At 64.2% G+C, this 18,263-nt stretch carries 14 protein-coding genes; 10 read left to right on the forward strand and 4 right to left on the reverse strand.

The genetic code is table 11. The features are described from left to right. Positions 1–45 precede the first annotated feature (45 nt). The 3 genes from N551_RS0123690 to N551_RS0123700 all read left to right on the forward strand — a co-directional run bounded on the left by N551_RS0123690 (position 46) and on the right by N551_RS0123700 (position 4,997). Positions 46–1,632: a B12-binding domain-containing radical SAM protein gene (locus N551_RS0123690; protein WP_027569005.1), complete on the forward strand. Its 1,587-nt coding sequence runs from the start codon at positions 46–48 to the stop codon at positions 1,630–1,632. A 6-nt stretch (positions 1,633–1,638) separates the two neighbouring features. After that, the gene (eutC, locus tag N551_RS0123695) at positions 1,639–2,424 is read left to right on the forward strand and encodes an ethanolamine ammonia-lyase subunit EutC (protein ID WP_027569006.1); all 786 of its coding nucleotides are present in this window, start codon (positions 1,639–1,641) and stop codon (positions 2,422–2,424) included. Between the two features lie 206 nt (positions 2,425–2,630). Beyond that, positions 2,631–4,997 carry an RND family transporter gene (locus N551_RS0123700; RefSeq protein ID WP_027569007.1) on the forward strand — a complete coding sequence of 789 codons (2,367 nt, stop codon included), beginning with the start codon at positions 2,631–2,633 and terminating at the stop codon, positions 4,995–4,997. 122 nt (positions 4,998–5,119) lie between these two features. Here the strand turns inward: N551_RS0123700 and N551_RS0123705 are convergent, their stop codons facing one another. Next, on the reverse strand, positions 5,120–5,617 hold the full coding sequence (locus tag N551_RS0123705; RefSeq protein ID WP_027516853.1) for a hypothetical protein: 498 nt from the start codon (positions 5,615–5,617) through the stop codon (positions 5,120–5,122). Positions 5,618–6,078: 461 nt separating this feature from the next. Between N551_RS0123705 and N551_RS38975 the strand changes: the two genes are divergently transcribed. The 6 genes from N551_RS38975 to N551_RS0123735 all read left to right on the forward strand — a co-directional run bounded on the left by N551_RS38975 (position 6,079) and on the right by N551_RS0123735 (position 12,264). After that, positions 6,079–6,312: a hypothetical protein gene (locus N551_RS38975; RefSeq protein ID WP_007593627.1), complete on the forward strand. Its 234-nt coding sequence runs from the start codon at positions 6,079–6,081 to the stop codon at positions 6,310–6,312. A gap of 195 nt (positions 6,313–6,507) precedes the next feature. Beyond that, positions 6,508–7,392 carry a squalene synthase HpnC gene (hpnC, locus tag N551_RS0123715; RefSeq protein WP_027569008.1) on the forward strand — a complete coding sequence of 295 codons (885 nt, stop codon included), beginning with the start codon at positions 6,508–6,510 and terminating at the stop codon, positions 7,390–7,392. Then, positions 7,382–8,221, forward strand: a complete 840-nt coding sequence (gene hpnD, locus N551_RS0123720) for a presqualene diphosphate synthase HpnD (RefSeq protein WP_027569009.1) — start codon at positions 7,382–7,384, stop codon at positions 8,219–8,221. Before hpnC ends, hpnD begins: the two co-directional genes overlap by 11 nt. Beyond that, positions 8,221–9,474 carry a hydroxysqualene dehydroxylase HpnE gene (gene hpnE / locus N551_RS0123725; RefSeq protein WP_027569010.1) on the forward strand — a complete coding sequence of 418 codons (1,254 nt, stop codon included), beginning with the start codon at positions 8,221–8,223 and terminating at the stop codon, positions 9,472–9,474. The genes hpnD and hpnE overlap by 1 nt, the downstream gene beginning before the upstream one ends. Positions 9,475–9,550: 76 nt before the next feature. Further along, positions 9,551–11,518 (forward strand): squalene--hopene cyclase, encoded by a 1,968-nt coding sequence (gene shc, locus N551_RS0123730; RefSeq protein WP_027569011.1) that lies wholly within the window; start codon positions 9,551–9,553, stop codon positions 11,516–11,518. Next, positions 11,515–12,264, forward strand: a complete 750-nt coding sequence (locus N551_RS0123735) for a phosphorylase (protein WP_027569012.1) — start codon at positions 11,515–11,517, stop codon at positions 12,262–12,264. Before shc ends, N551_RS0123735 begins: the two co-directional genes overlap by 4 nt. Before the next feature lie 170 nt (positions 12,265–12,434). Here N551_RS0123735 and hpnH read toward each other — a convergent pair whose 3' ends face one another. Both hpnH and ispH read right to left on the reverse strand, forming a co-directional pair. Next, complete coding sequence (gene hpnH / locus N551_RS0123740; protein WP_027569013.1) at positions 12,435–13,595, reverse strand: adenosyl-hopene transferase HpnH; 1,161 nt, start codon at positions 13,593–13,595, stop codon at positions 12,435–12,437. 35 nt (positions 13,596–13,630) lie between these two features. Continuing rightward, positions 13,631–14,557: a 4-hydroxy-3-methylbut-2-enyl diphosphate reductase gene (gene ispH / locus N551_RS0123745; RefSeq protein WP_027569014.1), complete on the reverse strand. Its 927-nt coding sequence runs from the start codon at positions 14,555–14,557 to the stop codon at positions 13,631–13,633. 461 nt (positions 14,558–15,018) lie between these two features. On the opposite strand from ispH, the gene N551_RS0123750 reads away from it, so the two are divergent. Next, positions 15,019–17,607, forward strand: a complete 2,589-nt coding sequence (locus N551_RS0123750) for an MMPL family transporter (protein ID WP_027569015.1) — start codon at positions 15,019–15,021, stop codon at positions 17,605–17,607. Here the strand turns inward: N551_RS0123750 and N551_RS0123755 are convergent. Beyond that, positions 17,575–18,207 (reverse strand): DUF2147 domain-containing protein, encoded by a 633-nt coding sequence (locus N551_RS0123755; protein WP_027569016.1) that lies wholly within the window; start codon positions 18,205–18,207, stop codon positions 17,575–17,577. The two genes, N551_RS0123750 and N551_RS0123755, sit on opposite strands and share 33 nt — an antisense overlap. Positions 18,208–18,263 lie beyond the last annotated feature (56 nt).

Genomic DNA, 18,263 nt, shown 5'->3' on the forward strand with positions numbered 1-18,263 from the left:
TCTGGCAATTTCCGCGGCTAAGTCGAGCGTGGCGGGGGAGCTTTGATGCGAGCTGAAAGTAACGGGACGTCCCGGCGGATTCTTTGCGTGTTTCCGCGATACACATCGTCGTTCGGGACGTTCGAGCATTCCTACCCCCTGACCGATGGCGTCCGCGCCTTCATGCCGCCGCAGGGACTTTTGCTGCTCGCGGCCTATTTGCCCAAGGAATGGCAGGTCAAATTCGTCGACGAGAACCTTCGCCGCGTGACAAGGGAAGAGTTCGAGTGGGCCGAGGCGGTCTTCGTCAGCGGCATGCACATCCAGCGCCAGCAGATGAACGATATCTGCCGCCGCGCCCACGAGTTCGATCTGCCCGTCGCGCTCGGCGGTCCCTCCGTCAGCGCCTGCCCGGATTACTATCCGTCCTTCGACTATCTCCATGTCGGCGAGCTTGGCGACGCCACCAATCAGCTGCTGGAAATCTTGTCGCGCGATACCTCGCGTCCGGAAGCGCAGGTGGTGCTGACCACCAAAGACCGCGTGCCGATGACGGAGTTTCCGATCCCGGCCTACGAGCTCGCCGACGTGAAGAAGTACTTCCTCGGCAGCATCCAGTATTCCAGCGGCTGTCCCTATCAGTGCGAGTTCTGCGACATCCCCGGCCTCTACGGCCGCAATCCGCGCCTCAAATCGCCGGAGCAGATCATCGCCGAGCTCGACCGCCTGCGCGAATGCGGCATGACCGACACGGTCTATTTCGTCGACGACAATTTCATCGGCAACCGCAAGGCGGCGCTGGACCTCCTGCCGCATCTGATCGAATGGCAGAAGAGGACCGGCTACATGGTGCGGCTCGCCTGCGAGGCGACGCTCAACATCGCCAAGCGGCCGGAAATCCTCGAGAAGATGCGCGAGGCTTATTTCGTCACCATCTTCTGCGGCATCGAGACGCCCGACCCCGATGCGCTGAAGGCGATGCACAAGGACCACAATATGATGGTCCCGATCCTCGAGGGCGTGCAAACCATCAACTCCTACGGCATGGAGGTCGTGTCCGGCATCATCATGGGGCTCGACACCGACAAGCCCAACACGTCGGAGGCGCTGCTCGCCTTCGTCGAGGACTCCCGGATTCCGCTGCTCACGATCAACCTGCTTCAGGCGCTGCCGAAGACGCCGCTGTGGGACCGTCTGGAGCGCGAGGGGCGCCTGGTCGAGGACGACGGCCGCGATTCCAATGTCAACTTCCTGTTGCCCTACGACGACGTCGTCGCGTCCTGGAAGCACGCCATGGCCGTCGCCTACGAGCCCGAGAAGGTCTACGCGCGCTTCCAGTATCAATGCGACCACGTTTACGTGCACCGCCTTAAGATGCCGACACCAGACGAAATGAAGACCTGGCCCAACATCAGGCGCGGCCTCGTCATGCTGCGAAACATCTTCTGGAAGGTCGGCGTGCTCGGCGACTACAAGCGCGTGTTCTGGAAGTTCGCGCTGGGCCGCATCAAGCGCGGCGATCTCGAAGGGCTGATCGGCTGCACCCTGATCGCGCACCATCTCATCACCTTTGCGCGGGCGGCCTCGACCGGCCAGCAGAACGCCTCGAACTATTCGATCCGGCTACGCGAGGCTTCCGTCCCCGCCGAATGATGCGACATGTCTGATCCGGCCACCCCGCGTCGCCCGACCCTCGATCTGCGGTCGCTCACGCCTGCGCGCGTCGCGCTCGGGCGCAGCGGCGCGAGCCTGCCGACGCGGGCACTGCTCGATTTCACGCTGGACCATGCCCGCGCCCGCGATGCCGTGCATGCCGTCTTCGATGCGCCGCGGCTGGTTGCGGATCTCCGCGCGCTTGGCCTCGTCGTCACCGAGGCGAACAGCCGGGCGGTCGATCGCAGGGACTATCTGCGGCGGCCCGACCTGGGCAGACGGCTCGATGCCGGATCAATCGAGGCCCTGGCGCGGAGCGCTTCGGAGCCGTGCCGACTCGCGGTCGTGATTGGCGATGGGCTGTCAGCGGCGGCGGTCCACGCCCATGCGGCCGCGCTGGTGATGCGCCTGCTGCCGTTGCTCGCAGCCGACGATGGTGTCGCGATCAGCCATGTCGTCGTCGCCTCAGGCGCGCGCGTCGCGCTGGGCGACGAGATCGGCGCCATTCTCGGCGCGCGCATGGTCGCGACGCTGATCGGCGAGCGGCCGGGCCTGTCGGCGCCCGACAGTCTCGGCGCCTATCTGACTTTCGCCCCGAAGCCGGGCCGCACCGATGCCGAGCGCAATTGCGTGTCGAACATCCACAAGGCCGGGTTGAGCTATGACGAGGCGGCCTTCAAGATCGCCTGGCTGGTCCGCGAGGGGCTCGCGCGGGAAGTGAGCGGTGTGGCGCTGAAGGACGAGAGCGCGGACCGCGCGCCGCGTCGAATTGGCACGGCTTTGCCCGAATGAAGGGCATTAAGGCAAAATCGCCACATCTTGATCGATTCGGCCACACTCCGCCTGCTTGCGAGATGGGTGATTGACCTGCTAAACCCCTCGCGGCGATTTTCTGCGCATTTTCAAAGGGCAAGCCTCCCATTGGTATGGCATTTTCAAGCCGTTCGCGGGGCGCGACAAGCTCACAGACCCGAGCCGATTTAGGAACTGGACAAGGCATGCTCGAAAAGCACAGCGAGAGTGAGGTTCATGTCGACAAGGTCGAGCAAGGCCCTGCGTCCTCGATCGCCTTCGGGCTGGAGCGCATTGGGCTGATCGCCGTCCGGGCGCCCATCGTCTCCTGCATCGTCCTGCTCGTGCTGATCGTCGGCGCCGTGTTCGGCATCCACCGCATCAAGATCGACGATTCGCTGTCGCAGCTGTTCCGGTCCAACACGCCGGAATTCCGCCAGTACGAAGCGGTGACCAAGAAGTTCCCAGCCGAGGAATTCGACGTCCTCGTCGTGGTCGAGGGCAAGACCCTGCTGGCGCGGAACAACCTCGAGAAGCTGCGCGACTTCGTCACCGACATGCAACTGGTCGAGGGGACGCGCGGACTGGTCTCGCTGTTCTCCGCGCGTCAGGCGCCGGCGCCGGGCAAGCTTCCCGCCGCGCTGTTCCCGCCCGAGCTGCCCGAGGGCGCAGCCTATGACAAGTTCATCGAGGGCGTCAAAGCCAACGAGATCATCCGCGGCAAGCTGTTGTCCGAGGACGGCACGCTGGCGCTGATCGTGCTATCGCTCGATCCGGAGGTGGTCGCCTCCAATAAGCTGACCAAGACCGTCGCCGACATCCGCGCGCTGATGAAGGAAGACCTCGGCGACACCGGCCTCAACGTGCAGCTGTCCGGCGTGCCGGTGATGCAGCTCGAGATCCGCAACGCGGTCGAGCGCGACGGGCTCACCTACAACATCCTCGGCATTCTCGCCGGCTGTGTCATTGCCATCATCTTCTTCCGCAAGATCTCATTCATGGTGGCGGCCGCGTTCCCGCCGATGATCGCGATCCTGCTGGCGCTCGGCGCGCTCGGCTGGGCCAATTTCAATCTCAACATGTTCCTGAACGTGATGACGCCGCTCATCATGGTCATCAGCTTCTCGGACTCGATGCAGCTCACCTTCGCCGCGCGCGACCGGCTGATCGCAGGCCAGGACAAGTTCACCGCATTCAAGAACGCGGTGCTGGTGGTGGGACCGGCCTGCGTGCTGACGCACGGCACCGCCGGCATTTCCTTTATCGCGCTCCAGTTCTCCGACTCCGATCTGATCCGCAAGTTCGGCGAGGCGGGTCTCGCCGCCACCATCATCGCGCTGGTCGCGGTGTTGTCGCTGGTGCCGGTGTTCGGCGTGCTGTTGGTGCGCAACGAGAAGGTCTTTGCGACCAAGTTTCAGACTGCGGATGCCGGCGTGCAGGCGCTGCGTAATTTCTGCTACTGGATCGCGGTGCGCATGGTGGGCCGTCCCGGCCTGTTCAGCCTGATCGCCGTGGTGTTCGTGGCGGGCCTCGGCGTCATCTACGCCAATCTGGAGCCGCGCTACCGGCTCGCCGACCAGGTGCCGGACAAGCGCCAGGCGGTCGCCGCCAGCGACCGGCTCGACGCCAAGCTCACCGGCGCCAACCCGGTCAACGTTCTGATCCAGTTCCCCAAGGGTGAATCGCTCTATTCGCCGGAGACGCTGCAGACCATCGCCGACGTGCACGCGACGGTGGAAAAGGCAGCCGGTGTCGGCAATGTCTGGTCGGTCGAGACCCTGCGCCGCTGGCTCGCGGACAAGGCCGGCAGCGCCGACGTCGCGACCCTGAAGGAATATGTCAGCGTCATTCCGGAGCATCTGGTGCGCCGGTTCATCGATGCCGAGCAGGACGCCGTCGTGGTCGCAGGTCGCGTGCCGGACAAGGATTCCAGCCAGCTCCTGCCGATCGTCGACAAGCTCGATTCCGAGCTCGACGCCGTCCGCAAGAAGCATCCCGGCTATGAAGTGGCGGTCACGGGTCTTGCCGCGATTGCCGCGCGCAACTCGGCCGGCATGATCGAGAAGCTCAACCGCGGGCTCACCGTCGAATTCGCGCTGGTCGCGATCTTCATCGGCCTGGCCTTCCGGTCCTGGGTGGTGATGTTCGCCTGCATCCTGCCGGGCATCTTCCCCGTCGTGATGTCGGGAACGGTGCTGTGGGCGATGGGCGAGGGACTGCAATTCGCCAGCGTCGTGGCTCTGACCGTTTCGTTTGGCCTGGGCTTAAGCGCCACCATTCACTTCCTCAACCGCCTCAGGCTCGAGAGCAAGCCCGGCGTCGGCTCGGCGCTCGCGGTGGAGCGCGCGACCGTGCTGGTCGGCCCGGCATTGATCCTGACCACGCTGGTGCTGGCCTGCGGTCTCGTCGTCACGGTGTTCTCCGACCTGCCGTCGCTACGGCTGTTCGGCTGGCTCAGCGCCTTCTCGATGGTGATGGCGCTCGTCGCCGACCTCTTCATCCTGCGGCCGACGGCGATGTGGCTGATCAATCTGCACGCTAAGCTTCAGGGCACCGACAAGCCGGCGATCTGAGCGGCTTCATTCATAAGACATGAAATCGGCGCGGTCCGGACGATCGCGCCGCGTCTCCGAAAAACAACAAAGCCCCGGTTCGCGAGAACCGGGGCTTGCTGCTTTCGAAGCGGTAAGAGCTGTCAGCCCTTCGTCATCGTGATGTTGACGCCGCGAATCTCGCCCTTGGACGAGATCTGCACCGTCTGCTTGGTGCCATTGGTGCGCAGCGACAGATTGGCGGCAAAGCCGTTGGCCTCGACGAACACCTCGATCTGGCCGCCACCGGCGGTGCCCTGGAGATTGCCGAAGATGTTGCGGTTAGTCTCGCTCCAATTGCCGGAGATCCGCTCGCCCTGGCTGGTCACGTCGCTGGTGAGGTCGAACTTGTAGCTGTCGGACGCGCAGTGCAGCGCCTGCTTGAGGCTGAGACCGGTGCCGGCAACCTTGTAGTCCGCCTTGCAGCGGATGCGCTCGGTGGATCCGTCGGACAGCGACACCGTCCCCGTGCCGGTCCACGCGCCCTCGAAACCTGCAAACGGTCCGGACGACTGAGCCTGACTTGTCGAAACCGAGAAGAGCAGCACAGCGCCGATGCCGGCCGCCTTGATTGCCAGTTCAGATCGCCCAAAGAATTTCATCTTCAAAATATCCCGTTTTCGAACGACGTCCGCTTGTCACCAAGGACGTCTCGCCACATCGAAGGTTTAGTGTTCCGAGCCTGTGTCAGGTTCAATGGCCGGCCGCCCACATGTCGGCATCGCGAAGCGCGTATGCCATGGGTAGCCTCCGTATTCTCTGCGTTTCGGCATGTTTCTGGCGCCCAAGGCGGGATGGAGAGATGCAGCTCTGCAACAGGTGCGCAGCAAAACGCGGCGCACCTGGATTATGACGTAGTATCAGTCTCTTACATTTGCCAGAGAAGGCGCAGGGAAGACCTGATTTGGTGGACGTGGCGCCAATTTGGCCGCATTTGCCAGTGCTTGTGCCTTCTCCGAGGCCGCTACTCCCGCGGCGACTTGCCATCAGAACAATCCGTTCCGGTCGTCGCCCAGTGCTGCCCGGGATAGGTGCGATTCTGCCGTCAGAATGAAGGAATACAATGCGTAAGCTTCTCGTCGCTCTCACCTTGCTGTCGGCCTCCCTCTCGACCGCAGCGTTCGCCCAGCAAGGGCGCGGCACCGACGCCGAGCAGAAGGCCTGCTCGCGCGATGTGCAGAAGCTCTGCCGTCCGGTCATCGACCAGGGCGATTTCACCATCCTGGCCTGCCTCAAGGAGAACCGGGCCAAGATCTCGCAGGCCTGCGACCAGGTCCTGAAGAACCACAACCAGTAAGCTCGGCCACTGGCCCACAAAAAGGCGGCCTTTTGGGCCGCCTTTTCGGACCTGATCCGCGAAGGGCAGCCATCGAGAGACAGGATTGGTTTTGCGGCCGTATTCCCCTATATGGGGGCCGCGGCGGCATCGCCGGCACGGGCTAGCGCGAGCGAAAAAGCCCTTCCTGTCCAAACGATTGTAGACCAGCCCTCGATGACCTCTGCGAGCGAATTGCGATCCGGCAAGGGTGAGCGCGACGAGAATTTTCCCGTCGCGTCCTGGATCATTCATCCGCGTCATCGCGCGCTGATCCTGGCGTATTACAATTTCGTCCGCACCGCCGACGACATCGCCGACCACGCCACGCTGCCGCCGGATAAGAAGCTCGCTTATCTCGACCTGCTCGAGGCGGAATTGCTCGGCACGGGCGACACCCAGGCCGAGGCCGTCAGATTGCGGCACGCACTGGCCGAACGTGGCATGGCGCCGCGCCACGCGCTCGACGTGCTCATCGCGTTCCGTATGGACGTGACCAAGTTGCGCTACGAGAATTGGGACGAGGTCATCCATTATTGCCGCTACTCGGCGATGCCGGTCGGCCGCTTCATGCTCGACGTCCATGGTGAGAGCACCTCGACCTGGGCTGCGTCGGATGCGCTCTGTGCAGCGCTGCAGATCAACAACCACCTTCAGGATTGCGGCAAGGATTTCCGCGAGCTCAACCGCGTCTATCTGCCGCGCGACGCGTTGGCCGCGAGTGGCGCCTCGGTCGAGCAGCTCGGACTGGCGCAGTCCCCGCCGGCGATGCTGGCCTGCCTTCAGGCTCTCGCCGTGCGCAACGAAGCGCTGCTGGACGAGGGCAGGTCGCTCAGCGCGGAAATCAGGGATTTCCGCCTCGGCGTCGAGGTCTCGGTGATCCAGGCCTATGCCGACCGCATCGTGCGCGTGTTGAAGGTGCGCGATCCCTTGCGCGAACGCGTGCACCTGAACAAGCTCGAGCTCCTCACCTTCAGCCTCGCCGGCATGATCGGCGAAGTCGGCCGCCGCGCGGTTGGACGCAAGGCCATTTCCAGACCGGGGACTGCACATGACGCTTGAGGCGACCTCGCCCAGCGCCAATTATAGCTCGACCGCATCCGGCAGTTCGTTCTACGCCGCGATGCGCATCTTGCCGCACGACCAGCGCGAAGCGATGTTCCAGATCTACAGCTTCTGCCGGCAGGTCGACGACATCGCCGATTCCGATGGTCCGCGCGACGAGCGGCTCGCCGCCCTTCAGGCGTGGCGCAACGACATCGATGCGCTCTACCAGGGCAATCCGCCGCCGCGGCTGAAGGACTACGTCGCTTCGGTGAAGACCTTCGGCCTCAAGCGCGAGGATTTCCTCGCGATCGTCGACGGCATGGAGATGGACGTGCCGCAGGACATCCGCGCGCCTGACATGGCTACGCTGGATCTCTACTGCGATCGAGTCGCGAGCGCCGTGGGGCGGTTGTCGGTCCGGGTCTTCGGCCTGCCGGAAGAAGACGGCATCGAGCTCGCCCATCATCTCGGCCGCGCGCTCCAGCTCACCAACATCCTGCGCGACATCGACGAGGACGCGGGCCTCGGCCGGCTCTATCTGCCGCGCGAAGCGCTGCTGCATGCCGGCATCACCTCCAACGATCCGGACCGCGTGATCGTCGAGCGCGCGCTGCCGAAGGTCTGCCTGCCGCTGGCGCAGCGCGCAAAGGCGTATTTCGAGAAGTCGGACGAGATCATGAACCGCAACCGCCGCCGCGCGGTGCGCGCGCCGCGGATGATGTCGAAATACTATCATGCCATTCTGGATCTCCTGATCGCGCGCGGGTTCAACGCGCCGCGCGAGCCGGTGCGTGTGTCGAAGGTCACACGCATCGCCATCCTGCTCCGTTACGCTCTCATCTGATGCAAAAAACAGCTCACATCATCGGTGCTGGAATCTCCGGCCTTTCCGCCGCCGTGCGGCTTGCCAATGCCGGCTTCAAGGTCGCCGTGCACGAGGCGACGCAGCAGGCCGGCGGCCGTTGCCGTTCCTATTTCGACGGCGCCACCAATCTCACCATCGACAACGGCAACCATCTGCTGCTGTCCGGCAACAGTCATGCGCGCGCCTATGCGCGCTCGATCGGCACCGAGGCGGGCCTCGTCGGTCCGGAGCGCGCGCAGTTTCCCTTCGTCGATATCAAGACCGGGCAGCGCTGGCAGATCGACCTCGGCGACGGCCGGCTCCCGACCTGGGTGCTCGACGAGAGCCGCCGCGTCCCCGACACCGGGCTGACCGATTATCTGAAGCTGGCGCCGCTGATCTGGGCATCGGAAGAGACGCTGGTCGGCAAGTCAATTCCGTGCGAAGGCGTCCTCTATCAACGCCTGGTGCAGCCGCTGCTGCTCGCGGCGCTCAACGTCGATCCCCCCGAAGGCTCGGCGGGGCTCGCCGGCGCGATCGTGCGCGAGACGCTGCTCGCCGGCGGGCAGGCCTGCCGTCCCCTGATCGCGCGCGACGGGCTCAGCGCGGTACTGATCGAGCCTGCCGTGACGTTCCTGCAGGAGCGCGGGCACAGCGTTCAGCTCGGCCATGAGCTGCGCTCGTTTGCGACCCATGACGGCAAGGTCGGCGCGCTGAATTTCGGCGGCGAGGATGTGATCCAGATCGGCGCGGGCGATGTCGTCGTGATGGCGGTGCCGCCGCGCGCTGCCTCCAACCTGCTGCCGGGCCTGAAGACGCCGACCGAATTCCGCGCCATCGTGAATGCGCATTTCCGCGTCGAGCCGCCGGCGGGATCGGCTCCGATCCTCGGTGTGATTGGCGGCGTCGTGGAATGGCTGTTTGCGTTCCCGAACCGGCTGTCCGTCACCATCAGCAACGGCGACCGTCTGGTCGACATGCCGCGCGAGGAACTCGCGCAGGCGATCTGGAACGACGTCTGCAAGGCGGGCGGTGTTTCCGGCGAGCTGCCCCCCTGGCAGATCGTGCGCGAGCGCCGCGCCACATTTGCGGCGACGCCGGCGCAGAATGCCCTGCGTCCAGGGCCGGTCACTGCGCTGAAAAACCTGTTTCTTGCAGGCGATTGGACTGCTACGGGATTGCCTGCAACCATCGAGGGATCGGTCCGATCCGGTGATCGCGCCGCCGATCTGGTTCTGGCCGCCAAGGGATAGTGACAGGCGGCCCTGACGGGCATTTGTCCCGGTCAATTTCGGCCCATTCAATCGACTATCGGAGCAATCGAGCGAGATGGATTCCGTGAACGCGACCAGCCGCGAAGCCCAAGAATTCAGGAACTTGGAATCGAGCATTGCGTCGGCCACCGAAGGCGTCCTCGGCTTCCAGCAACCCGACGGCCATTGGGTGTTCGAGCTCGAGGCCGATGGCACGATTCCGGCCGAATACGTCCTGCTGCGCCATTATCTCGCCGAGCCGGTCGATTCCGTGCTCGAAGCCAAGATCGCCAATTATCTTCGCCGCGTGCAGGGCGCCCATGGCGGCTGGTCGCTGGTGCATGACGGCGAGTTCGACATGAGCGCCAGCGTCAAGGCGTATTTCGCGCTGAAAATGATCGGGGATTCCATCGACGCGCCGCACATGGTGCGTGCGCGCGAGGCGATCCATTCCCGCGGCGGCGCCATTCACAGCAATGTCTTCACGCGCTTCATGCTTGCGATGTTTGGCGTCGTGACCTGGCGCGCGGTACCGGTGCTGCCGATCGAGATCGTGCTGCTGCCGTTCTGGTCGCCGTTCCACATCAACAAGATCTCCTACTGGGCGCGCACCACCATGGTGCCGCTGATGGTGCTCGCAGCGCTGAAGCCGCGCGCGAAGAATCCGAAGGGCGTCGGCATCGACGAGCTGTTCCTGCAGGATCCGCGCTCGATCGGCATGACCGCCAAGGCGCCGCACCAGAGCATGGCCTGGTTCGTGCTGTTCCGCGCGCTCGACAGCATTTTGCGCGTGGTCGAGCCGATGTTTCCCAAGAGCCTGCGCAAGCGCGCGATCGATGCCGCGCTCGCCTTCACCGAGGAGCGGCTGAACGGCGAGGACGGCATGGGCGCGATCTATCCGCCGATGGCCAACATCGTCATGATGTACGACGCGCTCGGCAAGGACGAGAACTTCCCGCCGCGCGCGATCACGCGCCGGGGTATCGACAAGCTGCTCGTGATCAAGGACGACGAAGCCTATTGCCAGCCCTGCGTCTCGCCGGTGTGGGACACGACGCTGACCGCCCACGCGCTGCTCGAAGCCGGCGGTGACAAGGCGGTGCCGGCGGCCAAGCAGGGTCTCGACTGGCTGATCCCGAAGCAGGAGCTCGAGGTGAAGGGCGACTGGGCGGTGAAGCGGCCCGACGTGCGCCCGGGCGGCTGGGCCTTCCAGTACAACAATGCCCATTATCCCGATCTCGACGACACTGCGGTGGTCGTGATGTCGATGGACCGGATGCGCCGGGAGCACGGTGCGACCGGCTATGACGCCGCGATCGACCGTGCCCGGGAGTGGATCGAAGGCATGCAGAGCGACGACGGCGGCTGGGCTGCCTTCGACGTCAACAATCTCGAATATTATTTGAACAACATCCCGTTCTCGGACCATGGCGCGCTGCTCGATCCGCCGACCGAGGACGTCACCGCGCGCTGCATCTCGATGCTGGCCCAGCTCGGCGAGACCGCGAAGACCAGCAAGCACGTCGCGGACGGGATCGCCTACCTCCGCAAGACCCAGCACCCCGAAGGGTCCTGGTACGGCCGCTGGGGCATGAACTTCATCTACGGAACCTGGTCGGTGCTGTGCGCCCTCAACATGGCCGGCGTCCGCCACGACGATCCGATGATGCGCAAGGCGGCCGGCTGGCTGGCCTCGATCCAGAACCAGGACGGCGGCTGGGGTGAGGATGCCGTCAGCTACCGGCTGGACTACCGGGGCTGGGAGGCCGCCCCCTCGACCGCCTCGCAAACGGCATGGGCCTTGCTTGCCCTCATGGCTGCTGGCGAGGTTGATCACCCGGCCGTCGCCCGCGGGGTGGAGTACCTGATTGCAACACAGAACGAAAAAGGACTGTGGGACGAACAGCGGTACACCGCCACAGGCTTTCCCCGTGTATTCTATCTACGATACCATGGTTATCCGAAGTTCTTCCCGCTGTGGGCATTGGCGCGGTATCGGAACTTGCGGAACACCAACAGCAGGGTGGTAGGGGTCGGAATGTGACTTTGGGGACGGGGGACTATCTTACCGCGGGTCAAACCGTTGATCCGCGGCCGATATTGATCGTGACTGGACTGGTTCAGGAGGCCCGAATCGCGGCCGGGCCCGGCATGGCGGTCATTTGCTCATCGAGCAGCCCGACCCAGTTGCGGGCGCTGTTGACGGTGCTGGATCCCGAGACGATTCGCGGTGTGATCTCCTTTGGCGTGGCCGGCGGGCTCGACCCGACGCTGCGCTCCGGCGACGTCGTGCTGGCGACCGAGGTGCTCGCGGGCGATACCCGCTGGGCCGCTGGCCTCTCGCTCGGCGACGACCTGATCGCCCGCCTGACGTCCGGACGCCGCCGCGTGGTGCGCGGCAGCCTCGCCGGTGCCGAGGAAGTGGTCACGGGGCGGTCCTGCAAGGCGGCGCTGCATTCGGAGACGGGAGCGGCCGCCGTCGACATGGAAAGCCACATCGCGGCCGCCTACGCCGCCGAGGCCGGCTTGCCGTTCGCCGCGGTCCGCGTCATCAGCGATCCCGCCCATCGCGCGCTGCCGGCGCTCGCCCGCGCCGCGATCAAGCCGAACGGCCAGATCGACGTGCTGGCCGTGCTGCGCGGCATCGCGCGCAACCCGACCGCGCTGCATGGACTGGTCTCGACCGGCCTCGACTTCAACCGCGCGCTGCGCTCACTTCGCGGCTGCCGCGACTTCCTGATCGGCACCGAGCTGGTCGAGAGCGAGGCCCTGGTCTCGGAGGCAGCCTGAGCCGGTTCTGCGATCATTAAAAACCAAAAGGCCCGGTCGCCATTGGCGATCGGGCCTTTTCTGTTTCAGTGTGCGTCACTCGGATGGAGCGGAGCGCAATCCGACGACTTCAACGCGGAGGACCGTCCCGGATTTCGCTTGCGCTCCATCCGGGCTACAGGGCATCGCGCTTACGCGGCGGTCGAAGCCTTCCGTGCCGCCTTCTCCTGCGCGGCGGCGGCCTCGTCCTTGCGGATCTCCGACAGGCGCTTCTGCACTTCCGCCGAGAAGATGTACTGCGCCGGGCGCTGCTTGCTCATGTCGATCTCGGGGGCCATAGGGCCCGTGGTCCTGACGCCGCGCAGCGACACCCACATCGCCTTCAGCGGGTTGTTGATGGCTGCGGTCGCCGCCGTCGGCTCGTAGCCGCAATGGGCCATGCAGTCGGCGCACTTCTCGTACTTGCCGGTGCCGTAGGTTTCCCAATCGGTGGTGTCCATCAGCTCCTTGAAGGTCTTCGCATAGCCTTCACCGAGCAGATAGCAGGGCTTCTGCCAGCCGAAGATGTTGCGCGCGGGCATGCCCCAGGGCGTGCACTCGTATTCCTGGTTGCCGGCGAGGAAGTCCAGGAACAGGCCGGAATGCATGAAATTCCACTTCTTGCCCTTGCCCATCGCGAAGACGTCGCGGAACAGCTTCTTGGTCTTGGTGCGGTTGAGGAAGTGCTCCTGGTCGGGCGCGCGCTCATAGGCGTAGCCGGGCGACATCGAGACGCCGACACCGAGCTCGACGGTGAGGTCGAGGAATTTCGCGATCTCCTCGGCCGGATGGCCGTCGAAGATGGTGGCGTTGACGTTGACGGTGAAGCCGCGGGCCTTGGCCGCCTTGATCGCGGAGACGGCGCGGTCGAACACGCCCTTCTGCGACACGGCCTTGTCGTGGTGCTCCTTCAGGCCGTCGAGATGCACGGAGAAGAACAGATAGGGCGAAGGCTCGAACAGATCGAGCTTCTTCTCGAGCAACAGCGCGTTGGTGCAGAGCGAGACGAACTTCTTGCGCGCGACGAGGCCGCGCACGATCTCGCCGATCTCCTTGTGGATCAGCGGCTCGCCGCCGGGAATGGCGACCATCGGCGCGCCGCACTCGTCGGCCGCGTCCCAGCACTCCTGTGCGGTCATGCGGCGGTTGAGGATCGCGTCCGGATAGTCGATCTTGCCGCAGCCGACGCAGGCGAGGTTGCAGCGAAACAGCGGTTCCAGCATCAGCACGAGCGGATAGCGCTTGCGGCCAAGCAGCTTCTGCTTGATCAAATAGCCGCCGATACGCATTTCCTTGAAGAAGGGGATAGCCATTACAAGTTTCTTTCTGGGCTTGAAATTCGGGTGGGTCAGCTCGCAGCCAGTTGGGCCGGAAGCCGGAATTCGATGTTTTCCTCGCGGCCCGGAAGCACCGAGACCTTGACCGGTCCGATCCGCCGCATCGCTTCGATCACGTCATCCACGAGTACCTCGGGCGCCGAAGCGCCGGCCGTGACGCCGACGATCCTGGCATCTTTCAACCACTCCGGATTGAGCGCGCTGCCGTCGGCAATCAGATAACTCGCGACACCGGCCTCAGTGCCGATTTCGCGGAGCCGGTTCGAATTCGAGCTATTGGCAGCGCCCACCACCAAGATCACGTCGACCAGCTTGCTCAAGTCCCTTACCGCAGATTGGCGGTTCTGTGTCGCATAGCAGATATCCCGGATATCCGGGCCTTGAATATCTGTAAAGCGGACCTGCAGGGCCGAAATGATGTCCTTTGTGTCATCCACCGACAGGGTTGTCTGGGTGATATAGGCCACTGGCGTATCCGCCGGCAGCTCAAGGGCCTTAACCTCTTCAACGCTTTGGACCAGCAGTACGGGAGCGGGAACCTGGCCCATCGTACCCTCGACCTCGGGGTGGCCGGCATGGCCGATCAGGATCAGGGTGCGGCCCCTGGCGATGTAGCGCTTCCCCTGATTGTGAACTTTCGTGACCAAGGGGCAGGTGGCATTGAGCACCGGAAGGTCGCGCGCAGCGGCCTCTTCCTCGACGCTCCGGGCGACGCCATGGGCGCTGAAGACCGTCACGGCCTTGGGCGGCACCTCCGACAGCTCCTCGACGAAGATCGCACCTTTGTTTTTCAGGCTCTCGACGACGTACTTGTTGTGCACGATCTCATGGCGCACGTAGACGGGCGGGCCGTACTTCTCCAGCGCCCGTTCCACGATCTCGATCGCACGCACCACTCCCGCGCAAAAGCCGCGCGGTTGCGCCAGATAAACTTCCATTGGACGCCCATCACGCAAGTTGCACCAATCCGCTCTCAAGTTCAGGGGACACCCCGATACGAACCAATGAGTTGCAATATCCGCACCATCGGTTCGCGCACGCGGTAGCCGCCCACCCCTGCCGGGGGCCCCGGTGCATGGAGGCGCAGTACTTTGTGTCAAAAAATCGGCAGTAAGGAAAGGTGGAATGAACTTTGGTTCCGTGCCGGATCAGTTTCGCGGTATTATAGTAGAGAATGCCCGTGGCAGCGAAGTGGCGACATTTGTGCGCACGCTTCGTCACTTTCCCGCCTCAACTCCTCGGCTATACCGACGGCCCGCATGATTTTGCCATGGTCTTCCGCCGTTTACCTCAAACCTTCTGACGGCGATAACCACTCAAAACAGCAATAGGTTTCGGCCGGGAACTCCGTTAAACAGCGGGCGTTTCCGGCAAGCTGTTAACCGCAGAAAGAAAAGTAGTGCTGCAAAGCGTCGTCGTTGCCATCGTCAGGGCCTGCACCCGGTTTGCCTCCCTCGTCGTCGTTCTCGGGCTCCTGCTGGCGGTGGGGGCGGGCTATTACACGTCCCAGCATTTCGCCATCAACACCGACATCAATTCGCTGATTGCCCAAAATCTGGACTGGCGCCAACGCGACCAGCAGTTCGATCGCGCCTTCGACCGCGATGCGACGATTACGGCGGTGGTCGAAGCCAAGACGCCGGAGATGGCGACCGCGGCGTCGGACGCGCTGTATGCCAAGCTGAAGGACAACAAGACCGAATTCCAGTCGATGCAGCAGCTCGGCACCGGCGAGTTCTTCGAAAAGAATGGTCTGTTGTTCCTGCCGACAGAGGAAGTCGCCAAGGTCACCGGCCAGTTCGAATCCGCCGCGCCGCTGATCGAGATCATGGCGGGCGATCCCTCGATCCGTGGCCTGACCGGCGCGCTGGAAACAGGACTTGCCGGCGTCAAGCGCGGGCAGGTCAAGCTCGACAACACCGAACGGCCCTTCAACCAGATCGCGCAAACGGTCGAGACCGTGCTCAACAAGGGCAATGCGACCTTCTCCTGGCGCCAGCTCGTCAGTGACGAGCCGCTGACGGATTCGGACAAGCGCGCCTTCATCGAGTTCAAGCCGATCCTCGACTACAACGCGCTGGAGCCCGGCAAGGGCGCCACCGACGCGATCCGCAAGGCCGCAGCCGATCTGGATTTTGCCACCAAATACCAGGCGCGGGTCCGGCTGACTGGACCGGTCCCGATCGCCAACGAGGAATATGCAACCGTCCAGGAAGGCGCCGTCGTCAACGGCATCGGCACGGTCCTCGTCGTGCTGCTCATCCTGTGGCTGGCGCTGCATTCGGCGAAGATCATCTTCGCGGTGTTCGTCAATCTCTTCGTCGGTCTTGCGCTGACAACCGCCGCCGGCCTGATGATGGTGGGCTCGCTCAATTTGCTGTCGATCGCGTTCGCCGTGCTGTTCGTCGGCCTCGGCGTCGATTTCGGCATTCAGTACAGCGTCCGCTATCGCTCCGAGCGCTACAAGCACAACGATCTCTCGGGGGCGCTGATCCTCGCTGCCAAGCGCTCGGCTATTCCGTTATCGCTGGCGGCAATGGCGACCGCAGCCGGCTTCCTCTGCTTCATCCCCACCGACTACAAGGGGATCGCCGAACTCGGCCAGATCGCCGGCGTCGGCATGCTGGTCGCGTTCCTCACCAGCATCACCGTGCTCCCGGCGATGCTGAAGCTGTTGAACCCGCCCGGTGAGAAAGAGCCGGTCGGCTATGCCTTCCTGGCGCCGCTCGATCACTTCCTGGAGAAGCACCGCGTGCTGGTCGTCGGCGGCACGATGTTTCTGGCGGTCGCCGGCCTGCCGCTGCTCTATTTCATGAAGTTCGACTTCAACCCGATGAACCTGCGCAACCCGAAGGCAGAGTCGATCGCGACCTTCCTCGATTTGCGCAAGGATCCCAACACCGGCGCCAATGCCATCAACGTGATGACCACGTCGGAAGAGCAGGCAAGACAGGTGGAGGCAAAGCTGGAGAAGGTGCCGGAGGTGTTGCGCGTGATGTCGCTCAACAGCTTCGTTCCTGAAGACCAGCCGCCGAAGCTGAAGCTGCTCGCGCAGGGCGCCAAGGTGCTGAACCCAGCGCTCAATCCCGACCAGATCGACGCCGCGCCGTCAGACAAGGAAAACGTCGATGCGCTGAAATCCTCGGTCGACAATCTGCGCCGGACCGCAGGCGATGCGAAGGGCCCGGGAGCGGTCGCCTCGCGTCGGCTCGCGGACGCGCTGGAAAAGCTCGCCAATGGCGACGAGGCCACGCGGAACAAGGCGCAGGACGTGTTCGTCGCGCCGATGAAGATTGTGTTCGACCAGCTCCGGAACGCGATGCAGGCCGAGCCGGTCACCCTGAAGTCATTGCCGGCAGATCTCGTCAGCGCCTGGAAGAGCAAGGACGGCATCATCCGCGTCGAGGCGCTGCCGAAGGGCGATCCCAACGACAACGACACGCTGCGCAAATTTGCGGCGGCGGTACTCGTTGCCGAGCCGACCGCGATCGGCGGTCCGGTCTCGATCCTGAAATCCGGCGACACCGTGGTGAAGGCGTTCATCCATGCCGGAATCTATGCGCTGCTGGTGATCGGCCTGTTGCTGTGGGTCACGCTGCGCCGGTTCGTCGACGTGCTGATGACGCTGGTGCCGCTGCTGGTGGCCGGCGCGGTGACGCTCGAGATCTGCGTGCTGATCGGCTTGCCGCTCAACTTCGCCAATATCGTTGCGTTCCCGCTGCTGCTCGGCGTCGGCGTGGCCTTCAAGATCTACTATGTCGTGGCCTGGCGCTCGGGCAGGACAAACCTGCTCCAGACCAGCCTGACGCGCGCGATCTTTTTCAGCGCGCTGACAACGGCGACCGCGTTCGGCAGCCTTTGGCTGTCGAGCCATCCCGGCACGTCCAGCATGGGCAAGCTGCTCGCGCTGTCGCTGGTGACGACGCTTGCCGCCGTGCTGCTGTTTCAGCCCGCCCTAATGGGCAAACCCCGCAATCTCAGGGAGTAGGCAGATGTCGCCGACCTGGTCGGCGGCGCTCTTCTGACCGGGTTTGGCAGTGCCGGTGGCCTTCGGGGCTGTGGGCGCAGCCTGCGCCGCTGTAGCGCCGGTCGTTGCCGGGGCTTTCGGCGCCGCGCCGGTGGGCTTCGGCGCGCCCTTGGCCATGGCGTTGGCGGGGCTCAAGGGAATCGGGGGGCTGACCCGGGTCCAGGTCTCGCCACCGCACAGGAACCCCATCACGCAGCCCTTGATCTCGAGCTGGTCGGTGCCAACCGGCGTGATGGTCGCGCTGTAGAGCTGGCCGTCCTTGGCGTTGTAGACCTGACCTTCCCATTGATCGGCGCCGGGCTTCTTCTTCATGTCGATCAGGGTCGCCATGCCCAGCGTGGGCCGGGTCTTTTTCGACGCGTCCGGATTGTTCTCGTCGCGGCCGCCGGGCTGTTTTTCCCAGGAAACCGCGCCCCACATGCTGCCATTGCATTGGGCGACACGAATGTTGGCGACACCGTCGGCAACCCGCCAGTCGCCGGTCGGATCGGCCGCGAGCGCCGGGTTCAGGCAGGTGTAACCGCCAGCCAGTATTAGTCCGGTGTAAAGGGCTAAACGCATGATAGTTCCTTGGCAGTGCAACATGGTCTAAAGCTCTGCTTGCGAAGATGGTCCGA

The organism is Bradyrhizobium sp. URHA0013 (genome assembly GCF_000518345.1).
Taxonomy (GTDB): Bacteria; Pseudomonadota; Alphaproteobacteria; order Rhizobiales; family Xanthobacteraceae; genus Bradyrhizobium.

What these genes read in the sequence shown, in the direction of transcription:
- N551_RS0123690 (WP_027569005.1), top strand. Translation starts at nt 46, where the DNA reads ATGCGAGCTGAAAGTAACGGGACGTCCCGGCGGATTCTTTGCGTGTTT.
- eutC (WP_027569006.1), top strand. Translation starts at nt 1,639, where the DNA reads ATGTCTGATCCGGCCACCCCGCGTCGCCCGACCCTCGATCTGCGGTCG.
- N551_RS0123700 (WP_027569007.1), top strand. Translation starts at nt 2,631, where the DNA reads ATGCTCGAAAAGCACAGCGAGAGTGAGGTTCATGTCGACAAGGTCGAG.
- N551_RS0123705 (WP_027516853.1), bottom strand. Translation starts at nt 5,617, where the DNA reads ATGAAATTCTTTGGGCGATCTGAACTGGCAATCAAGGCGGCCGGCATC.
- N551_RS38975 (WP_007593627.1), top strand. Translation starts at nt 6,079, where the DNA reads ATGCGTAAGCTTCTCGTCGCTCTCACCTTGCTGTCGGCCTCCCTCTCG.
- hpnC (WP_027569008.1), top strand. Translation starts at nt 6,508, where the DNA reads ATGACCTCTGCGAGCGAATTGCGATCCGGCAAGGGTGAGCGCGACGAG.
- hpnD (WP_027569009.1), top strand. Translation starts at nt 7,382, where the DNA reads ATGACGCTTGAGGCGACCTCGCCCAGCGCCAATTATAGCTCGACCGCA.
- hpnE (WP_027569010.1), top strand. Translation starts at nt 8,221, where the DNA reads ATGCAAAAAACAGCTCACATCATCGGTGCTGGAATCTCCGGCCTTTCC.
- shc (WP_027569011.1), top strand. Translation starts at nt 9,551, where the DNA reads ATGGATTCCGTGAACGCGACCAGCCGCGAAGCCCAAGAATTCAGGAAC.
- hpnH (WP_027569013.1), bottom strand. Translation starts at nt 13,595, where the DNA reads ATGGCTATCCCCTTCTTCAAGGAAATGCGTATCGGCGGCTATTTGATC.
- ispH (WP_027569014.1), bottom strand. Translation starts at nt 14,557, where the DNA reads ATGGAAGTTTATCTGGCGCAACCGCGCGGCTTTTGCGCGGGAGTGGTG.
- N551_RS0123755 (WP_027569016.1), bottom strand. Translation starts at nt 18,207, where the DNA reads ATGCGTTTAGCCCTTTACACCGGACTAATACTGGCTGGCGGTTACACC.